Source organism: Tsuneonella rigui (assembly GCF_003958625.1).
GTDB classification, from domain to species: Bacteria; Pseudomonadota; Alphaproteobacteria; order Sphingomonadales; family Sphingomonadaceae; genus Tsuneonella; species Tsuneonella rigui.
The window spans coordinates 67,828-90,185 of the sequence record NZ_RSEL01000029.1 but is presented as its reverse complement, the minus strand read 5'-3'; the positions used below and the strand labels follow the sequence as shown (position 1 = coordinate 90,185).

Genomic DNA, 22,358 nt, shown 5'->3' with positions numbered 1-22,358 from the left:
TGAGCCAATCTCGCGTGTCGGGGCAGTGACCGTGCACGTCCCCGCCGACCATGCCCGCGATCGGGCCTGGAGCGATGCGCGCAATCACCTCGACCACTCGGCACGGCGGCTGACCGACCTTTGCCGTTCTGGCGCAACGGCGATCGGAGCCATCGAAGCAGAGCTTCAGGCCTGGATCGATTCCTTGCGTTGCCAGGGGTTCTCGGCATCCATGCCGCCTGAGGAAAGGGCCCAGCTTGCGTGGCAAATTGCGATCTGGTGCATTCATGGGGATCGCGGGTCCGCGTATCAGCTGATCCGTCAGTTGCTGGCCATGCTGATCACGCGCCGAGACAATCCATCCACAGCAGGCGTCAAGTCGCGGCCTCAGCGCGGCTAGCTTTCCCCGGTCCGGAGAATTTCAGCCAACAATCGGTCCTTGCGAGCGCACCGACAGCCTCCAGGCGGCCATGCGTGACGCTTGGACGCGAGCACTATCAGCGCGAAGCAAGTGCGCCAAGCTGCCTACGAGCGAAGATGGGCCGGTCTTACGCGGCTAAAGCTGAAGCTGTCCGGTTTGCAGCGCCTTGATGACCGAATGGGCGTTGTTGCTCGTGTGCAGCTTCGCGCGAATCCGCTTGAGATGCTCACCAACCGTATGTCCCGAGATCGACAGTATCATGCCGACCTCTTCGACGGTCTTGCCCATCGCGATCCAGCTCAGGACATCGCGCTCTCTGGGTGTAAGGCGGGCCCGGGGGGAAATGTCGGGCCCGACCTGCTCGAATGCCATGCAGATCTTGAACGCCAGGAGGGACGCAAGATCACGCACGCCGGGCTCTTCGTCCAGGCCTTGGCCGGCCAGTGACATGCCGCCGGTACCGAGCGGCGTGTGGACTGGAACGCACAGGCCGTGGGTCAGGCCGAATTCCGAAGCTTCATTGACGATTTGAAGCCCCCGTCGCCCGTGCATGTGGGGAGCGGGGATCTCGGTCCACGAGAACGGTTGCCTGGACACCGCGCAATAAGAGGCGACCGGATCATTGTTATAATGCCCGGCCTCGTCGTAGCGGTGGCTCCAGCCCTCGGGCCAGCCGTTCAACAGGATCTCTGGCTGGCCGGCGGCGCCAGGCCGCGGAAGACGGCTCAATACAAAGGCGGAATATCCGAAAGCTTTGAGAACCTGCGAGGATCGCTCCAGCAGCACCTGCGCATCGTCGATCTCACCGAATTCGTGGATTGCATCAAGCGCTTGAAGGTGAAGCCTGTTCACCCCCGGAGCCTATCAAACGTGTCAGTCCGATTTCATTTCAATCGACGAACCTGCCTGGCGACCGGACGAATGTCATGTCATCGGCGAACGGGTGCAACAGCCTAGGTGCGACCGGCCGCATATACCGCATTTACGGTATAGCGCGCAGGGGATCGAGGCCGCACACCGATGGCGATGCCCCGCGCCAAGAAAGCCTTTGCAACGAACTACGCGCCCAGCGATGCCGCGGCCGCGTCGAGCCTCGGCGCGCGCGATCGTTCGACACATTGGATGGAAACCGGGCGCGTTGTCAGCGGTCGGACCTGGACCGAGGCAAGAAAATGCCTCGACCAATCTACCCAACGGATCATGCACGTGTGTCGCTCCGCCGGCGGGTCAATGGGGGACATCGAGACAGAACTCGGTTGGTTAATCGGCGCCCTGCGTGGTGGGGGATTCGCGGCGCCGCTATTGCCTGGGGAAAGAGGTCACCTCGCGCGGCAAATCGCTATCTGGTGCGCTCGCAGGGACCGCGAATCCGCGTCTCGGCTGGTCCGTCAGGCGCTGGCTCTCCTGATCGCCGGCAGCGACGGCCCATCCGCGGACCGGTGAAAATGGGAAGTAGAGCGCAGGTGGCCTAGTCCCTGCGCTGATCTTCGAAAAAACCTTGGGTCCCGTACGCAAAGTGAAGCTGTAGCGGCCTGCCCCGAGCATTGAGCCACTGCTGGTCAGCACGCTGAAAGAATACGATACGTATTATAATGCCTCTTCTGTGACAATTTTATCAGCCCGGACAGGGTGTGTGCATGCGAAGGCCTGAGGCGCGCTTTTATCCTTCCCGGGAGATCGATCGCGCCATCAATCGATCGAGCCAGATCAGCCGCGCTTCCGTTTGCAGTCGCGCGCCCTCGGCCGCGTCGGCTTCTTTCGGAACGGTGGACATTTGCAGGCGCCCCTTGATCGCGTCGAGCTCCGCCTCGGCTGCCGACCTCAGTTTTTGAAGCCACTCGACCTGCGCAGGGGGATCCAGCAGGTCGCTGAACAGAACCCGGGTGCGCCATGGATCTTCGGGCAACAGGTCGCTTTCGTCCACTCGCACCAACCATTCGACAATCGCGCTCTCCCCGCGGGGAGTGCAGGCCAGCAACTCGGCCTTGCGCCCGGAGTCGAGCGCCGCTTGCGCGGTCACGTAGCCGCGACGCTTCAGGCGTTCGATGATCGGATAGACGCTGCCTGGGCTGTCGGAAAAGCTGGACGCCAGGCTCTGGCGGAGAGCCTTCCGGACAAAATATGCCGTGACCGGTTCCCATTTTCGGATGACGGCAAGCACGTGGCTTTCATGGTGGGTCAGCGGCTCGGCCATCGTCTCGTGCTTTCATTTTCCGGCGGAACTCACGCCCCTTCCGCACGGCATGCATCACCTCGGGGCAAAAGTCTTTTGTGGCTTTCTGGCATCAGCTGAGCCGCCGCGCGCACAATCGCCTCCACAAACAAACCCTCATATTGCCACATAGTACGACACGTATTATCGATGCCGCATGGTCATGCTGATGGATCAGATCGTCGCCAGTCGTCTCGTGCTGCCGCGCGGAGACGTGAGGGTATCGCGGCGCGACGCGATGCAGCTCCGGTGCTGTCCCTTGCGATATGTCCTTGACGCCGATGCCTCCAAGCAATGCTCGGACCTCCTTCGCGAGTGCCCGGAGCTCCCTTCGCTCGAACGCGAAGTGTTGAGGCTTCCGGCGGCCGTATTCTGGCTCGAGTGGTTTGCCGAGCCGCTGGAGGGCGGCCAGAAGCTTGGCTGTCTCGTCCAGGCGTCCGAGGACGGACGGAGCGGCACGGTGCTACCCTATTATACCACCACTGCGGGTCGTCCCCAGCGGTTGCCGGGCGTCATCGAGTTCGACCTCGACGGCGAGGCCCGGCCGAATGTTCGTGGAAGCCGGCAATTCGCTCACCGCCTTTTCCCGCATCTGGACCATGTCCTGACGCGGGTCGCGATGACCATGGACCCGGGGTGGATAAGCACAGTGGCCAAGGCGGGAGAGGCGACGCTCAGGAACAAGATGACCCTGGAGGCCGAGGGAACCTGGTTCTTCATCCCCTATCTGCTGACGTTTTCCGTTCTGCTGTCGAGCCCCAACGTACTGCGAGAGAAGCACTCTGTGTCGGCGCCGCAGGACCATCGGGCGGGCGCGCGCCGACCGCCTCTGGGTCACGTCGAAGTCAGTTTGCGTCTTGGGGAGTATGCACCGTCCTCCGACAGGCCGGCGGGCAATTCCGACAGCGGGCGCGCAATGCCGCGAATGCACGTCGTTCGCGGTCATTACGTGTCCAGGGGGTCAAAGACCTTCTGGCGGATGTCGCACCTGCGCGGAAGCGGGGATTGGACCGATTACTCCAAGACGGTGAGAGTTAAGGCGGCTCGGAGGCCGGCGTCGTTTGACGGCGCGCTTGCCTCCCAGAGCGCCCGCCGGTCGGCCGTCATAAGCTATTACAATTCGTAAGAATCGCGGTGCCGCGGTGTTTACTTGTGCAAGTCATCCCCGTGGGGTGAGTTCAGGGAAAGTTGAGAGATAACGTTAAAAATGGGGCGACCCGCCAATACGCAACTGGCGACGGTCATTACTTCAGGAATTATGTCCAACTAGAAAAGTGTCATGTGCGCTGACCCGCAGTCGCCATGAGAAATGTTGTAAACTGATTGATACCTTGGGGAGTACACACATGAATAAGTACAGGATTGCGATGGGACTCGCAGTCTCCGTGTCGTCTGTCGCGATGGCCGTCTCGAACCCTGCGTTGGCGCAGGACGCCGGGGACGGGCAGGCAACGAGCGTAACCACCAACGTGCCGACGGATGAAGACGAGGCGGCCACCATCGCCACGACCGATGCCGAGGGCGACCCCAACCAAGGGCAGATCCTGGTAACGGGCTCGCGGATCAAGCAGCCCAGCACGTACACGAGCATTTCGCCCATCCAGGTCATCACCGGACAGTCCTCGCGGGATGTCGGCGAGTTTGATCCGGCACAGGTCCTGCAGCGCTCCGAGTCAGCGGCGGGCCAGCAGATCGACGCGTCGTTCTCGGGCTATGTCTTGCCCAATGGGCCCGGTTCGCAAACCCTTGATTTGCGTGGACTCGGCGCGGATCGTACGTTGCTTCTGCTCAACGGTCGCCGCCTGGCGCCGTCCGGTGTCGAAGGCTCACCGAGCAATCCGTCGATCAACATGCTCCCGGGTTCGCTGATCGCCCGCTACGACCTCCTGCTCGACGGCGCTTCATCGGTGTACGGTTCCGATGCGGTCGCGGGCGTCGGGAATATCATCCTACGCAAGGATTTCACCGGCCTCGAACTCTACGCGGAGGGAAATCTCAACCCGCACGGCGGGGGCGATGACTACACGGTCAGCGCGGCATGGGGCAAAACGTTCGATCGCGGGTTCTTCGGGTTCGGCGCCGAATACGCCTATCGCGACGCGGTTCGCTTCGGCGACCGTCCGTTTCTGTCGAATTGCGACCAGAACTACGAAGTCGATCAAAACGGCAACGTCCGCACGATCGACCTTCGCACCAACGCTTTGGTGCGTCAGGTAAACCCGAATATCAGCACCTCGGAGGGAGCCTGCAAGCTTACCAATCTCACCGGCCGCATCTTCGTGGAGCAAACCAATTACGGCTCCATCTATTATACCGGCGGAGCCGGTAACACCTTCATCCCGGGCTTCAGCGACTCCGCCTTGCTTGGTCGGAATATCGATGCGAACGGGGACGGAATCCGCGACGTCGACTTCCAGAAGCAGAATGCTGAATTCGATCCGAGCCAGGTGCTGATCAACCAGCAAAAAGTCTACAACGTGATGGCGTACGGTGAGTACTCGCTCGGGGGGGCTGCCAACATCACACCATTCTTCGAGGCGAACTTCTCGCGCGTCGAAGTTTTCAATGAAAATAACGGAGCCGCTCAGCTGTTCCCCGAAGTGCCCGCAGAGAACGCCTTTAATCCGTGCAATTTTCTCACCAATCCCAGCGGTGTCGATTGCCGGGCGGCAGAGAACAAGCGTCGCGCGGCGCTCGGCTTGCCGGGTGGACTTTCCACCGGCTTTATCCTGCCGGTCGCTCCGATCGTTGCGGTCGTGGGCGACCGCAACAACACCGACGTCGTGCAGGATCAGTACCGCGGCGTCCTTGGCGTCAAGGGCGACCTGCCGTTCATCGCCCCGAGCTGGTCGTTCGAAGTGGCTGGCGTGTACTCGCACTCCAAGGGTGTCTCGGTCCGCCGCGGCATTCGAGAGGACAAGCTTGCGCTGTCCCTCGGTGTCGACCCGACGGCCGACTTCAACGACGACGGTATTGCCGACAATGACGGCGACGGCATCGCGGACGACTACGATTCGAGCCTTCCGATCGGCGGTGTTTTCGGTGGTCCGGTGATCACCCCATGCACCGGCACGCTCGCCAATCCGAACTTGGCCGCCCCCGACCTTCTGAAGGGCTGTGTTCCGGTCAACCTGTTCACCCCGGAACTGCTTGGAAAGCCGATCGGGAACCTTACCGAGGCGGAGCGCGCCTACCTTTTCAGCGAGCGGCGTTTCGACACCACCTACGATCAGTTCCTCATCAATGCGTACGCGACCGGCAATCTGTTCCACATAGCGCCTGGCGGCGATGTGGCATTGGTGATCGGCGGGGAGTACCGAGAGGACAAGGTCGATTCGAGGCCGGACTTCGTTGCCTCCAACGGTCTGCAGTTCGCGTTCTCGCAGGACCGCGGCGCCAGTGGCAAGAAGCACGTCAAGGAAGCCTTCGCGGAGCTCGATATCCCGCTTCTGCTCAACCAGCGGGCAGCCCAGGAGCTGCGCGTCAATCTCTCCGGACGCCTCACTGACGACCAGTACTATGGGACGGCGGAAACCTATTCGATGAAGCTGGGCTGGCGCCCGATCGAACAGCTACTGTTCAAGATGAGCTACGGCACGTCGTTCCGCGCGCCCAACTTGCGCGAGAATTTCCTGGCCGGTCAAAGCGGGTTCCCGACCATCACCGACCCCTGCGCTGTTCCCACCGATGCGTTCAAGCCGTTGCCGGGGAGCACGGACAACATCTATCAGCCCGGACTGGATACCCGCGACCCGGCCATCATCTCGAACTGCATCCGGGAAGGGCGCGATCCGACCAAGGTCGGCATCGACGCCCAGAAACTGAACACCCTGCAGGTGTTCGGTATTGAATCGACCACCGGCGGCAGTCTCGACCTCGACCCGGAGACGTCAACGTCGTTTACGACGGGCGTCGCGTTTGGCGACCGGTGGGGTCCGCTCAGCCTCAATCTGAATGTCAATTACTATAATATTCAGGTTACCGACTCGATTATCGAGCCTTCGGAGCAGTTTATCATCAACGACTGCTTCGCACGGGTGGACGGCATTCGCAGTCAATTCTGCGACCGCATTACCTCCAGCACCAGCATCAACGACCGCTTCCTTATCTCGGATGTCGAGGCGGGCTTTATCAACCTGAACAAGGACAAGGTCCGCGGGCTCGATTTCAACGCGAGCGCGGGCTACGACCTTCAGCTGGGTGACCGTTCATTGGTGCTTGGGCTCAATGTTCGTGCAAACAGGCTGCTCGAGCGAAGCACGGTCTTCATCGATGATGATGGAGTGCAAAGTCTTGATGAGGACAAGGGGCAATTCGGCTTTCCGAAGTGGACCGGCCGGGCAACGTTCACCGCTGCGATGGATAACCTGACATTCACCTGGCAGACGCGGTACATCGGACCGGTCGAAGAGGAGGATGCAGATATCGAACCGCTGTCCGACGCGTTCGGATACGGACCCGATGGCCAGAAGACACCAGGCTTTGCGGGCGACACCTGCCTCGGCGGCGGTTCGCGCAACGCGGCGGGCGTGCCGGACGGTATCGTCCCGGGCGATGGTATCTACTGCCGCGATATCGGCTATGCGGGCAAGTACTTCACCCACACCGCCTCTATCCGCTACACGACGGATCGGTGGGAAGCTCGCATCGGCGTTTCCAACATCTTCGATCGGGCACCCCCGAAGGTTGACGGCAGCGAGGTTTTCGCCCGGAACAACAATCCGATCGGCAACGGCTATGATTTCGATGGCCGCGAATTCTTCGCCTCGGCGCGTATTAAATTCTAGCATCCAACGCTGGTTACCTGATCACGGCCCCATGCCTTGTGCATGGGGCCGCTTTTTATTTCGCGGGATGGCCTGGCCCTAGCACTGCTCGCCACGCTGTAGCTTTCGCAAATTGGGTGCTCGAGGCCAATGGGGCTGCTCGTGCCGAAAGAGACATACAGGCTATCGGGAAGCGTCGGCGTTCACCTCGGCCAGATGAGCTTGCCAGCTGGACGAGGCCGCCGCACGCCAATCGCGAGAACAATGCTTTTCGAAGATCGTCAGCTTTCGGAAAGCTGTCCGCAGGCGTTGAATGACCGGACTTGGGCGCAAAGCGTACTTAAGCGAACTCAATCCTCCACATAATCTCCCCACTTCCTCTTGGCTTTGGGCCGCTTCCGGTCCTGAACGAAAGCCTCGAGAGTTTTGCCCTCGCGCGAGGCGCCCTCACGGTAGGAGCGGTTTTCGAGCTTCGCCTTGTAGCGGGGAGGGAAGCTGTCGTTGATGATGTCGAAAATGCGCTGCTCAAAATGCCATTCCTCGAGCCAGCGCGCCTTGTGTTCGTCTGAGCGCGATCGCCGATACCTCTCGGCGAACGAGTTCACCTCTGCCTGGGCCTCGTCACGCCGGGCAAGGCGCTCGTCCCACGACCGTTTTTCACGCTCGTCCAGCGGGCCTTCAGTACGTACGTGGCCGGTCCGCATGTCGATGATGACATCCTCGGGGTGCGGAATGGGATCGGGCTCGTCGATGCCGAGCCTTGCGCGACGCTCGAGTTCATCGGTCCAGCGCTGTTTGTAATCGAAGGCGTTCTCGAGTGCGCTGTAGTGCTCTTTCGTACGCCGCTCCTCGACCTCGCGCACCAGTTCCGCGAGCGCCCGCTGCGACAGGCGGCTTCCCTTCATGGCCGAGATCGCGAGCGAACGCATTGCCGCTTGGATAGCCGGCAACTCGATGACCCTGTCTCCTTCCCTGATCGTCACTGGGCGATAGGCTTCCTCGAGAATGAGGCTGTCCGTGGGTTTGGTCGCCGGATCGTACGGCTTGGGTCTGTTCTTCGCTCCCCGCGGGCGACCACCGGGGTTGCCTGACCTGCCCTTCTGGAAGCGGTGCTGGGTAGGGGGCTTGCCGTACCCGACATCGTACGCAACCGGCAGGTTGCTGTTCCCCGCCGGCTTGCCGTCTCGCTGGTCGCCTTCCCCTGCGGCGATTGCCTTGCTCGCCATCAGGCGGCCTCGCGGCCGAGATCAGGACCAAGGCGGGCCTCGGTCACGGCTTCGAATGTCTCTTCCGTCACGGTCAAGGTGGCGCGCTTGCCGGTGTAGGCTTCCCAGCGCCGGACGATGGTGTCGCAATAGAGCGGATCGTACTCGATGAGGCGCGCCGAGCGTCCGGTCTTCTCGGCCGCGATCAGCGTACTACCCGAGCCGCCGAACGCATCGAGCACGGTCTCGCCGCGCTTGGAGCAGTCGCGGATGGCGTCTGCGATAAGCGCGACCGGCTTGACCGTCGGGTGCATCGCCAGCTCGTCCGACCGATTGGCGCCGATCGAGCTGATCCCGGCGTAGTCCCAGACATTGGTGCGGTAGCGTCCGGTCTGGCCGAGCCCGAAGCTGTTGGTGTGCTCGGCCGTTCCCTGCTTGAAAACGAAGACGAGCTCGTGCTTCGAGCGGTAGAAAGCGCCCATGCCGCCGTTGGTCTTGTTCCACACGACGAGGTTCTTGAGTTCGGTGAACACCTCTTCGCCGGCAGCGAGCAGCTCGCCCATGTGGCGCCAGTCCATGCACACGTAGGCGATTGCCCCATCGCGCATGACGGAAGCTACGTTACCAAGGGTGTCAGTCAGGAACCCGGTGAACTGTGCTCGGCTCATCTCGCCAGAGGCAAAGGCAAACTCGCGGTGCTTGACCGTACCGAGACCGCAGACGTTGCCGTCTATTTTCACGTTGTAGGGAGGATCGGTAAAGACAAGGTCGGCCTTCTCCCCGCCCATCAGCGCCTCGAACTCGACCGCACTGCGCGCATCTCCGCATAGAAGGCGATGCCGACCGAGAATCCACATGTCACCGCGACGCGAGACTGCAGGGCCGGTGGCCATGACCACCGCATCGTCAGTCGCGTCCCTGCCATCCGGATCGGCCTCGCCGGCTTCGTCGATCACGAAATCAACCTCGGCCAGGCTGAAACCGGTCAGCTCGACATCGAACTCGAGATCAACCAGTGCCTGGAGCTCGATCGCGAGGATTTCCTTGTCCCATCCGGCATTGAGCGCGAGCTTGTTGTCGGCGAGCACGTAAGCGCGCCGCTCGGTCTCTGAGAGATGCGAGAGTGCGATCGTCGGCACCGTCTTCCACCTGAGCAGCTTGGCCGCCTCGACCCGGCCATGGCCGGCGATGATCTCGCCATCGTCCGATATCAGCACTGGGTTGGTGAACCCGAAGCGCTCGATCGACGCGGCGATCTGCTTGATCTGTTTTCTGGAGTGGGTCCGCGCATTGCGCGGGTAAGGCTTCAATAGGTTGATCGACAGTTCGATCACCTGCTGGGCAGGGTACTTCATACTCGTCTTCCTCCGTCTGCCGTCACGGCGATGGTTGAAGCGCGCCCCTTACCACACTTGGCGCCAATTGTCAAACAAAAGGTGAACATTGAGGATCGGCAGTGAGCCCGACGTGGCCCGATCACTGCTGGAAGTTGGTCAAGCCGGGCCGCTGCAGGCAATGCTCTCCCAACGATCGCAGGGTCGCTGTTTTCCGGATCGCATTCCCTGTTCGGCGAAATCTCGATCCCTGATGTCTGTGAATGACTTCCCTGTTCCGGGCGCAGGGAATTTGCCTCAGGAAACGGCGGAATCCTGCGGTTTCCTAAGCCCCGAACGCCGTCATAATGGTCTCAAAAATCGTCTTTTCCCTGTAAATTCCCTGTAAAGCAGGGAAAAAGGGACGAGACCGGTTCGCTCTGGACTGCGTCGCGCACCAGGATCATGACACGGCAAGCGGCGATGGGCTACGCCGCCGGCCCACCAGCCATCCCACCACTACGATCAGGCTCAGCGCCAGCGCCACCCACCCGAGCTGGCGAATGACCGCCTCCACCGCCAGCGCGGCGGCATCGGGCAGGGCGCCGGTGCGCGCGCCGATCCAGGTTGCGGCAGCCAAGGCGCAGAATCCCGCAGCGCCGGTTCGCAGGTAGCGATAGGTCTCTGTGCGAGAGAGGATTAGAAGGCTTGGCAGCGCGGCGCAGACGATCACAAGCTGGACCAGCTCGATTCCCAGGTTGAAGCCGAACAGGCTGAGGGCCGAGCTCGCCATGCCCGCGTCCGCTTCGCGCACCAGCGTGGCGAAGGCAAGGCCGTGGACCAGTCCGAACGCGCCCGCGACCACCGGCTCGCGGCCGGGGAACAGCGGCCGCAGCGCGTGAATCGCCGACACCAGCACCGAAACCGCGATGGCGATCTCGACCGGCGCGGTCGGCAGCGTCCAGCCGCCGAGAGTCGCGCCGATCAGCGTCAGGCTGTGGCCGATGGTGAAGGCGGTGACGATCTTCGCGAGCTGGCCGAACGTCGCCTTCGCCGTTCGGCGTCCGCGCCACCGTCCGTTTGCCGCGAGCAACGGCGCGGGCAGCAGCAGCGCTAGCAGGAACATCAGGTGGTCGTAGCCGGTGAGGATATGACGCGCGCCGAGGCCTATCGCGCTGCCGAAGGCGGACGCCCCGCTCTGGGCCCGGTCGACCGTCAATTCGACCCGCCCGTGACGGACCGCGCCGAGGATGTCGCGGCTGCCGTCGGGCCGATGGGCGACGAACAGCGCGAAGTGACTGGGAAGCTCATTGACCAGCACGCGCCATTCAATCGTGAACCGGCGAGCGGGTGCGTCCGCCGGCGCGGTGAATGTGGCGAGGGCGTGGAGGTCCGGCGGTCCGGCGATCTGGACGAACTCCACTTTGCCGACGCGCACCTGCCATGGACGCCCATCCGGACTGCGCACGGTGATGTGCTCGTGCAGATAGCGGCGCGCGAGCGCTTGCGACTGGGCGCCGCCATCGACGGGGTTGCCCGTGGCGTAGGCGTATTCTCCTTGCGGGACGATAATATCGGTCGAAACCGATCCGTCGCCGATGTCGAGTTGCACCTCCGAATTGGGCGTCAGGTGCGCTGCCGCCGGCGCGCTCAAGCCGAGCAACGTCGCCAGCAACAAGCCCCAGCGCATGCTCATCCGTGCGACAGCCAGACTAGTGTGGTTTCCGGAGCGAAGATGCGCGGATTGAGCGCGATCGCGGCGGCGCGCGCTTGCTCGGCTAGGTCTGTCCGTCCGGCCAGCTCGAGAATCCGCGCGCGCAGCGCGTAGAGCGGAGCGCTTCTCCAGCCCGAGTCTTCGGCGCGTGCCAACTCGGCGAGCGCGGCGCGGTCCTGGCCGACGTTGACCAGCGCGGTCGCCAGCAGGACCCGCGATTCGCCGAACGGGCGCGCGGCGAGGTTGGCGCGGGCGAGCTCCACGGCGCGCTCGGGGGTGCCGAAGACCAGCTCGTGCTCCAATGCGTGGCCATAGGCCGCTTCGGGCGCGAGCTTGAGGCGGCGGTCCCACTCCGCTTTGGCGCGGGCGCCCCATGCACGGCTCTCGGCCGCCTGGCCTTGCGCGCGCAGCAGCACCGCGAGCGTGTCCATCACTTCCGCCGAGGGGCTGCGCTCCGCGATCTTGCGCAGGTCGGCGATACCGCCCGCGAGGTCGCCGCCGATCGCGCGTGACTGTGCCCTGTGCGCCTCGAATAGCCAGAAGCCGGGGAACTGCCGGTCGGCGGCGGCGAACCACTCTGCGGCCTCGCGGTAGCGGCCGCGCGCCTGCTCGACCGCGCCGATCTGCATGGCGGTCGAGGCCCTGGCGAACGGCGGCTCACGCGACGTCGACCCCGCGGCGAAGGCGCGGATCGCACCGTCGAAATCTCCGCGCGCTTTTGCGAGGTTGGCCTGCCGGTAGGCGAGACCCGCGCCAGGACCTGTCGCTGCGGCACGCGCGTACCACGCTTGCGCCCCGGCCATGTCGCCGCGATAGAACGCCACGTCGCCGCGCAGCCCGTGCACTTCGGTCAGCTCGTCGGGATCGGGCGGAACGGCCCAGCGGTCGATCGCGTCGAGCGCGCTGGTCGTGACCGCCAAGCGGTGCATCATCGTGCCGAGCACCGCCTGGCTCAGCAGCGGGCCGGCCGGGGAGGGGGCTTCACCGACCGCCTTGCTGAGGATGGCGTCGGCGCGCGCCAGATCGCCATAGTCGGTGGCGACGCGCGACCGCCACATCAGCGCACGCGCCAAGCCTTCCTGACGCAGCCAATCGGCGGGATTGCGGCCAGCCATGTAGGTAGCGGCTTCGAGCTGCCGGTCGATCTGCCGCGATGCTTCGGCGAATGTGGCGGGTCCATACCCGGCGGGCCCCCATTCCGCCGCGGAGAGTGCCGGTTCCTGCGGCCCTTTGCTCAGCGACCAATCGATCCCGGTCGCGATCACCACGGCCGCCAACGGCAGCGCGAGCCACACCAGGCGGCGTCCGCGCGTGCGATGCGAGATGTCTGTCGAAGCCATGCCGGTGCCGCCCCGCGCCGAAGAACGGCAGCGAAAGTCCGCGCATGGCCGCCGGTTGTCCAGCGGATTTTCGCATCGCTCTTGGCAGCGGCGGCCGGAGCCACAATAGTCGCCGGGTGGCGCGCCTCATCCTCTTCAACAAGCCTTATGGGGTGATCTCGCAGTTCACCGACCGCAGTGCCGAGGGCGCGCGGCCGACGCTGGCGCAGTACGTCGATGTACCGGGCGTCTATCCCGCCGGCCGGCTCGATCTCGACAGCGAGGGCTTGCTGCTGCTCACCGGCGACGGGCGCTTGAAGGCACGGATCGCCGATCCGAGATTCAAGCTGGCCAAGACCTATCTGGTGCAGGTGGAGGGCGAGCCGGGCGAGGACGCGCTCGCGGCCTTGCGCAAGGGGGTAAAGCTGAAGGACGGGCTCACCCGTCCCGCCGGGGCCGAGCGCATTGCCGAGCCGCCACTGTGGCCGCGCGATCCGCCGATCCGGGTGCGCAAGAGCGTGCCCGATTCGTGGCTCAAGCTCACCTTGCGCGAAGGCCGCAACAGGCAGGTGCGCCGGATGACCGCGGCGGTCGGCCATCCCACCTTGCGGCTGGTGCGCTGGGCGATCGGCGAGTGGAGTGTGGACGGCATCGCGCCGGGCGAGTGGCGCGCGGTCGAGGTTTGACGCTCAATCCTCGCTGGCGGCGAGCAGGTCCATGAAGTTGCGCGCCGCCTCGCGGTCCGCCTCGCTCTGGAACGCGGCGTCGAGATCGGGCGCGGCGCCGAGCATGTGCAGCAGCGCCCACAGCGCGAAGCGCTTGCCGGGATCACGCTCGAGCCCGAGATCGACCAGCGCGCGCTCGATCCCCGCGGCCTGTCCGTCGGCGGTGACCTGGGCGAAGTCGGCGGTGCCGAAGTAGCGCCGCAGCAGGTCGTCGAACTCCATCAGGGTCGTCCCCGCACCGCAACTTCGCCTAATGCGGCGGCCAGCTCGGCGCTGCTGAACGGCTTGCGCAGAACCCGGAAACCGTCCGCCAGCGCGGCGTCGGCGGCGTTGCTGTAGCCGGTCATCAGCAGCACCGGCAGGCCCGCCCGCTCGCTCCGCAGCCGGCGCGCGAGGGCCAGTCCATCGAGCTTGCCGGGCATGACCATGTCCGACACCACCAGATCGAACGCACCGGCGGCGAACAGGCTCAATCCTTCCGCGGCCGATCCGGCCCGAGCGACCTCGACGCCGAGATCCACCAGCATTTCGCCGACCAGCTCGTTGAGCGCCTCGTCGTCCTCGACCAGCATTACGCGCAGGCCGGCGATAGACGTTGCTTGCGCAGGCCGCTCGGGCATGGCGGCAACCGTACCTTCGTCATGCGGCGCCCGCGGGAGCACCATCGTGACCGTGGTTCCGTCCCCCGGCGGACTGGCGATCTCGACGCTCCCGCCCAGCGCCTGGACGAAACCATAGACCTGACTCAGTCCCAAGCCAGTTCCGCGGCCGATTTCCTTGGTGGTGAAGAACGGCTCGAACGCCTTCTCGATCGCTTCGGGCGACATGCCCAGGCCTTCGTCGGCAACCGATACCTCGACCGCATCCGCGCCCTCCAGCCCACCGGGACTGTTCTGCGCCGCGATGCAGATGAGGCCCCCGTTCGGCATCGCATCCTTGGCGTTGACCGCCAGGTTGAGGATCGCGACTTCGAACTGCGAGACGTCGATCTGGACCGGCCACAGGCCTTCGCCGATGTCGAACTTGACCGACACGTCCTCGCGCAGCGAGTGGTCGAGCAGCTCTGCGAGCTTGTCGATCCGCTGCTCGAGCTGGACCACTTCGTTCTGCATCGGGCTGCGGCGCGCGAACGCGAGCAGTTGGCCGGTAATCCGCGCTCCGCGCTGGAGCGCCTCGCTGATCCCCGTGACCAGCTGCTTGCGGCGGTCCTCGGTCTTGGCACGCTCCATCAGCTCGAGCCCGCTCGACGCCGCCATCAGCAGGTTGTTGAAATCGTGCGCCACGCCGCCGGTGAGCTGGCCGAGCACTTCCATCTTCTGCGCCTGGCGCAGGGCGGCCTGCGCCTTTTCGCGCGCGGCGATCTCGGATTGGAGCGCGCGGTTGGCCGCGGCGCTCGCCGCGTTGGATGCGCCGAGGATGGCAATCGACAGTGCCGCGAGCACCAGCAGGATGCCGATCGCGAGATAGCGTGAAAGCCGTGCCGAGAGCGGCTCGACCGAGGCACGGACATAGACGTGCCCGAGCTCCAGCCCACCTTCCTTCACCGGCTCGAACGCGGACACCTGGCGCGCGCCGGGATGATGATCGAGCCCGGAAGCCAGTTGCGCGATCGCCTGCCCCGGCCGTGCATAGCCCGCGACCAGCCGGCCGGATTCGTCGTACACCCCCGCCGCGAGGATCGACGGGTTGAGCCGCAGCCCGGCGAGGTAATCGCGCGCGGTGCTGTCGTCATCGAACGCCAGTGCGCTCGCCACGCTGGTGCCGAGGATGCGCGCCTGTACCGTGACCTGGCGGTAGCGTTCTGCGCTCTCGCGCCGTTCGGATTGCCAACCGAGGAACAGGCTCGCCGCCAGCAGGAGAAGGGCGAGGCCGCCGGTCGCCCAGCGCCGCTCGAGCATTCCGCGGCCGAAGCGCTGGTAGAGCGGCGCGCTCATCGGGTCACCTCGACCGCGACGTCGAGCAGCTTGGCGCTGAGATCGAGCCGGCGGGCCTTGGCGCGCTTGACGTTGGCGGCGAAACGCACTCTCTCGCTCTTGAGGACGAAATCGATCACCCCGCCGGGGGTCCCGGCATCGCGGTCGCCGACGGTGAGCACGGGGACCCCCTCGGTCGCGCCGATCAGCGTCCGCGCGGCTTCCGCGCCGCGGCCGAGATAGAGCACCTGGCACCCGCTCGCGCGGCTCGCCTGCGCGGCGCCGATCACTTCGACCGACAGCGGCCGCCCGTCGATCTGCTGCCCGCGGGTCAGGCCGCGCAAGACCGCGGCGATATCGCTGCGCCCGGCGACGCACAGGCGGAAGGTCGCCGGCGGCTGCGGCGTGGGCGGCCAGCGGACGAACGAGGCAAGCTTGTAGAGATAGGCCGCCTTGACCTCGGCTTCCGGCGTCGCGGCGCTCGCAACGCCCGCGCTCAGCGCAACGCCGAGCGCTGCGAGCGCGCAGCAGGTCCGGAGGAAGCGGCGACCCATGCGCGGCCTAGAAGCGCAGTTCCACGCCGCCGAGGACGCGGCCGGGGATCAAGTCCCCTTGCGGGTATTCCTGATGGCGACCGGGGAGCAGGTTGGTGCCCTGGACCGACAGCGTGACGTTGGGCGTCGCCTGCCACGCGATCCGCCCGCCGAGCTCCTCGTATGCCGGCACGGTCGACTGCCGCAGCGCACCGTACGCCCGGAAGTCGAGGTCGATCGTCAGGTCGCGCACCGGGTTCATCGCCGAATGCAGCTTGAGCACATAGGGCGGATCGTTGCCGAGCTGCGCAGTGCCGAGAATGCCGAACGCGCCCGGCTCGAACTCGAACTTGCGCTTGAGCACGGTCGCGCCGCCCGCCAGCGTCCACCACGGCGCCACCCGCAGATCGCCCCACGCCTCGATGCCGTAGGTCTTGCCCTTTAGATTGTTACCCCAGGTCAGCGGCACCAGCGCGGGCCCGCCCGGGTTGAGCTCGATCGTCCGGAGATCGTCGTAGAGGTGGTAGAAGCCGGTGACCGAGGCCGAGAACGCCTCGGCCGGCTGGATGCGCAGGCCGCCCTCGATCGCGGTCAGCTTCTCGGTCAGGAACTCGGGATTGCCGCTGATCGAAATCGGCCCGACGCGCTCCTCGACGTCCTCGTCGAATGGGGTCGGTGAGCGGACCGCGCGCGACACCGCGCCCCAGATGAGCGTCGATCCGCTCGGCTTCCACGCGAGGCGGAACTCGGGCAGCAGTGACGCGCCCGAATAGGGCAGGTTCTCGACCTTGAGCCCTGCCGTCACCGACAGGTTCGGCGCCAGCGCAAAGCGGTCCTGGACGAAGGCGTTGGCGATGAACAGGTCCGCCTTGCCCGGGACGAAGTACAGCGACGTCGAACCGATGATGTCGTACTTGACCAGCCGCGCGCCGGCCCCCGCGACCAACTGATGCTTGCCGAGCGAGAAGCTGCGCTGGATTTCGCCGTCGAAGGTATCGGTGTGAAACCGGGCGCCGCCACCGGACCGCTCATCGCGGAAGATGCGGTCGTAGAACAGTTGCGCCTGGGTCTCCCCGCCGTCGGCGGTGGTACGGTTCCAGCGCGCGGTCAGGCTGCGGCCGGAGAACGGCTCGCGCAGTCCGCCCGATTGGGCAGCATTGCCGTCGAAGATGTCGCCTTGCAGCGTGACGGTGTCCGCCTCGTTCGGCGTCCAGTCGAGCCGGAAGCCGCCGCCCAGGCGGCGCCAGGCGTCGTCTGCATCCGCGCCGCCGGGGGCAAAGAACGCATCCTCCCGCAAGTATCGCGCGTTGATCGAATACGACAGGTTCTCGCCCGCGCTGCCGCCGAAGCGGATCCCGGCAGCCTGCCGGTCCGGTCCGACGCGCGCGACGGCGGAGAGGCCGGGCGTTTGCGCCGAGCTGCGGGTGATCACGTTGATCACAGCGTTGACCGCGTTCGATCCCCACAGGGTCGCGCCGGGGCCGCTGATCACCTCGATCCGCTCGACGCTGTCGGGCAGCACGTCGGGCAGGTCCCAGTACACGCCGGAGAACAGCGGCGTGTACACCGTCCGCCCGTCGACCAGCACAAGCAGCTTGTTGGAAAAGTTCTGCGCCTGCAGGCTGCCGTTGAGGCCGCGCGCGGTGACCACCCATTGTCCGGGATTGGTCTGATAGACCTGCAGGTTGGGCGCGAGCCGCAGCATCTCGGGGATCGTCAACGCGCCCGAGCGGACGATATCCTCATGGCTGATGACGTAGATCGAGGCGGGCGCATCGCTCAGCGCCTGGTCGGACTTGCTGACCGAGGTGACGTTGACCTCGCCCAAGTCCTCGATCGACATCGATTGGAGGTCGGTCAACTCCTGCGCCTGGGCAGGGAGGGACACGAGCGAGAGCGGCAACGCCAAACTCGCGGTCGCCCCCAGCGCACGCGCATGGCGCCGCCCACGATTGTTACCGGCAGATGTGATGATTCCCCCGCTCTCCTGTACTTGAAATTCGGTCGTTGGCGCCCTGCCGGAACCAACGGACTGTCATACGAGTTGGTTCCAGTCGCCGAACTTTGCTTGACGCACCCTCAAGCGGTCATGCGCAAGCTGGGTTGAGCGGGTGACGGGTATCTCGGGGGGTTCATGGCCAAAGTCCTGGTCGTCGAGGACGAAATGCTGATCCGGGAGCTTGCGTGCGAGGATCTCGCCGATGCCGGTCACCAGGTCGCCTCGGCCGGCAGCGGCGATGAAGCACTCGCGATCCTCCAGGCCGATCCCAGCTTCGGCGTGTTGTTCACCGACATTCACATGCCCGGCGAGATCGACGGCTGGGAGCTCGCCCGCCTGGCGCGCGAGCTGGTGCCGGGGATCAAGGCGATCTTCGCGACCGGCGCGCACGATCCCTCGCCGCGCGGCGAGGGCGAGGAATGCCTGCGCAAGCCCTACACCCGGCAGTCGATGCTCGACCTGGTCGGTTAGGGCTACCCGCACCGCTTGATTGCAAGTGCAACCGGGTGCAGGGGCGCGGGCCATGCCAGCACCCTCCCCGATCGACCGCCAGCCGCTCCGCCTCGTCTATCGCCAGGAGGAGGAAGCCTGCGTTGCCGAACGCATCCGCCAGGCGGCTCCCGCGAGCGCCGTGCACGGCGAGGCGGCCCGGATCGCGGCCTCGCTGATCGAGGGTGCGCGGGCGCGCAAGGCGAGCGGGCTCGACGCGTTCCTGCAGACCTACGGTCTCGCGACCGAGGAGGGCATCGCGCTGATGTGCCTCGCCGAAGCGCTGCTGCGGGTACCCGACACGCGCACCGCTGACGCGCTGATCAAGGACAAGATCGGCGACATCGACTGGAGCGAACACCTCGGCGAATCGAGTTCGACCTTCGTCAACGCGGCGACCTTCTCGCTGATGCTGACCGGCGAAGTGCTCGACCCGCCCGAAGCGCACCAGCGCGGCATGGGCGCGACGCTGCGCCGCGCGATGGGGCGGCTTGGCGAACCGGTGATCCGCACCGCCACGCTGCAGGCGATGAAAATCCTCGGCGGCCAGTTCGTGTTCGGACGGACGATCGAAGAAGCGCTCAAGCGCGCCGCGCCCGAGCGGGCGAAGGGGCTGCAGCACAGCTTCGACATGCTGGGCGAGGCGGCGATGACCTTCGCCGACGCCGAGCGGTACCGCGCGAGCTACGAGGGCGCGATCGCGCGTCTCTCGCGCGAGACCGCGCCGGGCTGGCAGGACTCGCCGGGCATCTCGGTCAAGCTGTCGGCGCTCTATCCGCGCTACGACTTTCTCCACGCCGAGGCGGCCAAGGCGGCGCTGGTGCCGATGATTCGCGACCTCGCCGGGAAGGCGCGCGACGGGGGCATGCATTTCACCATCGACGCCGAGGAGGCCGAGCGGCTCGAGCTGTCGATGGACATCATCGAGGCGCTGGTTGCCGACGACACGCTCTTTGAAGGCAACTGGACCGGCTTTGGACTGGCACTGCAGGCCTACCAGAAGCGCGCGGCGCACATGTGCGACTGGGTCGCCAAGCTCGCCCGGCGGCACGGGCGGCGATTGTTCGTGCGGCTGGTCAAGGGCGCGTACTGGGACAGCGAAATCAAGCTCTCGCAGGTGGGCGGGTACTGCGACTACCCGGTGTTCACCCGCAAGCTATCGACCGACGTCAGCTACCTCGCGTGTGCTGCCAAGCTGCTCGATGCCGAGGACGCGATCTTTCCCGCCTTCGCGACCCACAACGCCTACACCATCGGCGCGATCAAGGCGCTCGCGGGCGCCCGCGAGTTCGAGTTCCAGCGCCTCCACGGCATGGGCGAGGACGTTTACGGCGAATTGGCGCGGATCGAGGGCAATGCCCGCACGCGGGTGCGGATCTACGCGCCGGTCGGGGGGCACAAGGATTTGCTCGCCTACCTCGTCCGACGGCTGCTGGAGAACGGTGCGAACTCGAGCTTCGTCAACCGCATGGCCGATGCCGATGTGCCGGTGACGGAGTTGACCGGCGACCCGGTGGCCGAGCTTGCGGCGACCGAGCCCAAGCGCAATCCGGCGATCCCGCTGCCGCGCGACATCTTCGGCAACCGCGCCAACAGCGCGGGGGTCGATCTGGCCGATCCGCTGGTCAATGAAGCGCTCGATCAAGCGCTGAACAGCCTGCGGAACACCCGCTGGAACGCCGAAGCGACGTTCGGCGCGGGTGACGCTCCGGAAACGCCGGTCGTGTCGCCGACGGATGGCAGCGAAATCGGCACCTGCCGCGATGCAACCGCCGCCCAGGTCGTCGACGCCATTGCGCGGGCCGAGGCGATCCAGCCCGGCTGGAACGCGCTCGGCGGCGAGAAGCGGGCGCTGCTGCTGGAGGCCGCCGCCGACGCGTTCGAGGCGCACACGGCCGAGTTCATCTCCCTTTGCCAGCGCGAAGCGGGCAAGACGCTGGTCGACGGCGTGCTCGAACTGCGCGAGGCAGTCGACTTCCTGCGCTTCTACGCGGGCGAGGCCCGGCGGCTGTTCTCCGCGCCGATCCCGCTGCCCGGCCCGACGGGCGAGGAGAACCGCCTGAGCCTGGTCGGGCGCGGCGTGTTCGCCACCATAAGCCCGTGGAACTTCCCGCTGGCGATCTTCATCGGCCCCGCCGCCGCGGCGCTTGCCGCGGGCAACACGGTGGTCGCCAAGCCCGCCGAGCAGACCCCGCTGATCGCTGCGCTCGCGATCAAGCTGTGCCACGAGGCGGGCATTCCGCCCGAGGTGCTGCAGCTGCTGCCGGGCGCGGCCGAGGTCGGGCAACTTATCACTTCGGACCCGCGTATCGCCGGGGTCGCGTTCACCGGCTCGACCGAGACCGCGCGCGCGATCAACCGCAGCCTCGCCAGTCGCGACGGGCCGATCGCCACGTTGGTGGCGGAAACTGGCGGCCAGAACGCGATGATCGTCGACAGCTCGGCACTGCCCGAGCAGGTGACCCGCGACGTGGTCGCCAGCGCGTTCCAGAGCGCGGGCCAACGCTGCAGCGCGCTGCGCGTGCTCTACCTGCAGGACGATGTCGCCGATGCGATGCTGGAGATGATCAAGGGCGCGTTTGAGGCGCTGGTGATCGGCGATCCGCAGGACACGTCGACCGATGTCGGCCCGGTGATCGATGCTGAGGCGCAAGGCTCGCTCGAAGGTCACGTCGCCGACATGCAGGCGAAGGGCCGCCCGGTGTGGCGGCGCGAGCTTCCTGTCGGGCTCACCGGATCGTTCGTCCCGCCGACGATCATCGAAATTGCCTCGATCCGCGACGTCGCGCGCGAGAACTTCGGCCCCGTGCTCCACGTTGCACGCTTCGCCGGCGACGAACTGGAACGCGTGATCGAGGACATCAACGCCACCGGCTACGGCCTCACGCTCGGCCTCCACAGCCGCATCGCCGAGACCCGGCGCACGGTCGAGCGTCTGGCGCGGGTGGGCAACCTCTACGTCAACCGCAACCAGATCGGCGCGGTGGTCGAGAGCCAGCCGTTCGGCGGCGAGGGCCTGTCGGGCACCGGCCCCAAGGCGGGCGGCCCGCACTACGTCGCGCGCTTCGCGACCGAGCGGGTGGTGTGCATCGACACGACCGCTGCGGGCGGTAACGCGAGCCTGCTGGCGAGCTAGCGCGCGGCGATTCCCTCGCGCAGCAAGGCTTCGACCGCGGCGGTTATCTCGCTCACCGGGCGGCTATCGTCCCACACGGCGTAGCGCAGGCCGAGAAATACGTTCATTCCCATCAGCGCCCAGGCGCGCACCTCGTTGTCCCCGGGTGCGAGGTGGCCTTGCGCTACCGCTGCGTCGAGCCGCGCCGCGATGCGGGTCGCGGTGCCATCGTAGTGCGCGCGGTAGCTCGCCGGATCGGCGAACTCGGCTTCATCGATGATGCGGTAGATTTCCTTGTTGTCGCGAGCGAAGGCGAGGAACGCGGTCAGTGCCTCGCGCTCGCGGGCAATCCCGGTGGCGTCGGGGCTCATCGCCGCGGCGGCCTCGCGCGCGACGCTTTCGCTCATGTCCTTCACCAGCGCGGAGAAGATCGCCTCCTTGCTGTCGAAGTAAGTGTAGAAGCTCCCGAGAGCGGTGCCCGCGCGCCGCGTGATTCCGCTGATCGAGGCGGCGTGGAAGCCCAGGTCGGCGAACTCCTTCGCCGCCGCATCGAGCAGCTTGCGCAACGTCTCGCGACCCCGCGCGGTGCGCGGCGCCTTGCCCGGACTGGCTGCATTGAGGGCCGCATCTGTTGCCATCACGCAACGAGTAGCCG

The 22,358-nt window shown here is 65.8% G+C and carries 17 protein-coding genes; 6 read left to right on the top strand and 11 right to left on the bottom strand.

What is annotated here, in order from left to right; translation table 11 throughout:
* Positions 1-25: 25 nt before the first annotated feature.
* On the top strand, positions 26-379 hold the full coding sequence (locus tag ELY12_RS13640) for a hypothetical protein (RefSeq protein ID WP_126177263.1): 354 nt from the start codon (positions 26-28) through the stop codon (positions 377-379).
* Between the two features lie 156 nt (positions 380-535).
* On the opposite strand, the gene ELY12_RS13635 is transcribed toward ELY12_RS13640, so the two are convergent.
* Together ELY12_RS13635 and ELY12_RS13630 are read right to left on the bottom strand one after the other, a co-directional pair.
* Positions 536-1,252, bottom strand: coding sequence for a LuxR family transcriptional regulator (locus ELY12_RS13635; protein WP_126177262.1), 717 nt, complete (start codon positions 1,250-1,252; stop codon positions 536-538).
* Positions 1,253-2,060: 808 nt separating this feature from the next.
* A complete protein-coding gene (locus ELY12_RS13630) occupies positions 2,061-2,594 on the bottom strand; it encodes a PadR family transcriptional regulator (protein ID WP_126177261.1) in 534 nt (177 codons plus the stop codon).
* Between the two features lie 175 nt (positions 2,595-2,769).
* On the opposite strand from ELY12_RS13630, the gene ELY12_RS13625 reads away from it, so the two are divergent.
* Both ELY12_RS13625 and ELY12_RS13620 read left to right on the top strand, forming a co-directional pair.
* Positions 2,770-3,738, top strand: a complete 969-nt coding sequence (locus ELY12_RS13625; protein ID WP_126177260.1) for a hypothetical protein — start codon at positions 2,770-2,772, stop codon at positions 3,736-3,738.
* Between the two features lie 274 nt (positions 3,739-4,012).
* Positions 4,013-7,399 (top strand): TonB-dependent receptor domain-containing protein, encoded by a 3,387-nt coding sequence (locus ELY12_RS13620; RefSeq protein ID WP_241229881.1) that lies wholly within the window; start codon positions 4,013-4,015, stop codon positions 7,397-7,399.
* 329 nt (positions 7,400-7,728) lie between these two features.
* Here the strand turns inward: ELY12_RS13620 and ELY12_RS13615 are convergent, their stop codons facing one another.
* The 4 genes from ELY12_RS13615 to ELY12_RS14385 all read right to left on the bottom strand — a co-directional run bounded on the left by ELY12_RS13615 (position 7,729) and on the right by ELY12_RS14385 (position 12,950).
* Entirely contained in the window at positions 7,729-8,604 is an 876-nt protein-coding gene (locus ELY12_RS13615; protein ID WP_126177258.1) for a DUF5681 domain-containing protein, read from the bottom strand.
* Positions 8,604-9,938 (bottom strand): site-specific DNA-methyltransferase, encoded by a 1,335-nt coding sequence (locus tag ELY12_RS13610; protein ID WP_126177257.1) that lies wholly within the window; start codon positions 9,936-9,938, stop codon positions 8,604-8,606. The genes ELY12_RS13615 and ELY12_RS13610 overlap by 1 nt, the downstream gene beginning before the upstream one ends.
* Before the next feature lie 421 nt (positions 9,939-10,359).
* Positions 10,360-11,592: a HupE/UreJ family protein gene (locus ELY12_RS13605; RefSeq protein ID WP_206435835.1), complete on the bottom strand. Its 1,233-nt coding sequence runs from the start codon at positions 11,590-11,592 to the stop codon at positions 10,360-10,362.
* Positions 11,589-12,950, bottom strand: a complete 1,362-nt coding sequence (locus ELY12_RS14385; RefSeq protein WP_164549519.1) for a hypothetical protein — start codon at positions 12,948-12,950, stop codon at positions 11,589-11,591. The genes ELY12_RS13605 and ELY12_RS14385 overlap by 4 nt, the downstream gene beginning before the upstream one ends.
* 116 nt (positions 12,951-13,066) lie before the next feature.
* Here ELY12_RS14385 and ELY12_RS13600 point away from each other — a divergent pair, with 116 nt between their 5' ends.
* Positions 13,067-13,615, top strand: coding sequence for a pseudouridine synthase (locus ELY12_RS13600; protein WP_126177255.1), 549 nt, complete (start codon positions 13,067-13,069; stop codon positions 13,613-13,615).
* Between the two features lie 3 nt (positions 13,616-13,618).
* Here ELY12_RS13600 and ELY12_RS13595 read toward each other — a convergent pair whose 3' ends face one another.
* The 4 genes from ELY12_RS13595 to ELY12_RS13580 are packed head-to-tail and all read right to left on the bottom strand — an operon-like array spanning position 13,619 to position 17,988.
* Positions 13,619-13,876: a hypothetical protein gene (locus ELY12_RS13595; RefSeq protein WP_126177254.1), complete on the bottom strand. Its 258-nt coding sequence runs from the start codon at positions 13,874-13,876 to the stop codon at positions 13,619-13,621.
* Complete coding sequence (locus ELY12_RS13590; protein ID WP_126177253.1) at positions 13,876-15,588, bottom strand: ATP-binding protein; 1,713 nt, start codon at positions 15,586-15,588, stop codon at positions 13,876-13,878. The genes ELY12_RS13595 and ELY12_RS13590 overlap by 1 nt, the downstream gene beginning before the upstream one ends.
* Positions 15,585-16,121, bottom strand: a complete 537-nt coding sequence (locus ELY12_RS13585; protein ID WP_126177252.1) for a YfiR family protein — start codon at positions 16,119-16,121, stop codon at positions 15,585-15,587. Before ELY12_RS13585 ends, ELY12_RS13590 begins: the two co-directional genes overlap by 4 nt.
* A gap of 7 nt (positions 16,122-16,128) precedes the next feature.
* Positions 16,129-17,988 carry a TonB-dependent receptor plug domain-containing protein gene (locus ELY12_RS13580; protein WP_241229880.1) on the bottom strand — a complete coding sequence of 620 codons (1,860 nt, stop codon included), beginning with the start codon at positions 17,986-17,988 and terminating at the stop codon, positions 16,129-16,131.
* A 246-nt stretch (positions 17,989-18,234) separates the two neighbouring features.
* On the opposite strand from ELY12_RS13580, the gene ELY12_RS13575 reads away from it, so the two are divergent.
* On the top strand, positions 18,235-18,570 hold the full coding sequence (locus ELY12_RS13575; protein WP_126177251.1) for a response regulator: 336 nt from the start codon (positions 18,235-18,237) through the stop codon (positions 18,568-18,570).
* 52 nt (positions 18,571-18,622) lie between these two features.
* The gene (gene putA, locus ELY12_RS13570) at positions 18,623-21,724 is read left to right on the top strand and encodes a bifunctional proline dehydrogenase/L-glutamate gamma-semialdehyde dehydrogenase PutA (protein WP_126177250.1); all 3,102 of its coding nucleotides are present in this window, start codon (positions 18,623-18,625) and stop codon (positions 21,722-21,724) included.
* Here putA and ELY12_RS13565 read toward each other — a convergent pair.
* Entirely contained in the window at positions 21,721-22,341 is a 621-nt protein-coding gene (locus tag ELY12_RS13565; RefSeq protein WP_126177249.1) for a TetR/AcrR family transcriptional regulator, read from the bottom strand. The two genes, putA and ELY12_RS13565, sit on opposite strands and share 4 nt — an antisense overlap.
* Positions 22,342-22,358 lie beyond the last annotated feature (17 nt).

Coding starts and splice junctions, on each gene's coding strand:
- ELY12_RS13630 (WP_126177261.1), bottom strand. CDS start 2,594: ATGGCCGAGCCGCTGACCCACCATGAAAGCCACGTGCTTGCCGTCATC.
- ELY12_RS13625 (WP_126177260.1), top strand. CDS start 2,770: ATGGTCATGCTGATGGATCAGATCGTCGCCAGTCGTCTCGTGCTGCCG.
- ELY12_RS13620 (WP_241229881.1), top strand. CDS start 4,013: ATGGCCGTCTCGAACCCTGCGTTGGCGCAGGACGCCGGGGACGGGCAG.
- ELY12_RS13615 (WP_126177258.1), bottom strand. CDS start 8,604: ATGGCGAGCAAGGCAATCGCCGCAGGGGAAGGCGACCAGCGAGACGGC.
- ELY12_RS13610 (WP_126177257.1), bottom strand. CDS start 9,938: ATGAAGTACCCTGCCCAGCAGGTGATCGAACTGTCGATCAACCTATTG.
- ELY12_RS13605 (WP_206435835.1), bottom strand. CDS start 11,592: ATGAGCATGCGCTGGGGCTTGTTGCTGGCGACGTTGCTCGGCTTGAGC.
- ELY12_RS14385 (WP_164549519.1), bottom strand. CDS start 12,950: ATGGCTTCGACAGACATCTCGCATCGCACGCGCGGACGCCGCCTGGTG.
- ELY12_RS13595 (WP_126177254.1), bottom strand. CDS start 13,876: ATGGAGTTCGACGACCTGCTGCGGCGCTACTTCGGCACCGCCGACTTC.
- ELY12_RS13590 (WP_126177253.1), bottom strand. CDS start 15,588: ATGAGCGCGCCGCTCTACCAGCGCTTCGGCCGCGGAATGCTCGAGCGG.
- ELY12_RS13585 (WP_126177252.1), bottom strand. CDS start 16,121: ATGGGTCGCCGCTTCCTCCGGACCTGCTGCGCGCTCGCAGCGCTCGGC.
- ELY12_RS13575 (WP_126177251.1), top strand. CDS start 18,235: ATGGCCAAAGTCCTGGTCGTCGAGGACGAAATGCTGATCCGGGAGCTT.
- putA (WP_126177250.1), top strand. CDS start 18,623: ATGCCAGCACCCTCCCCGATCGACCGCCAGCCGCTCCGCCTCGTCTAT.
- ELY12_RS13565 (WP_126177249.1), bottom strand. CDS start 22,341: ATGGCAACAGATGCGGCCCTCAATGCAGCCAGTCCGGGCAAGGCGCCG.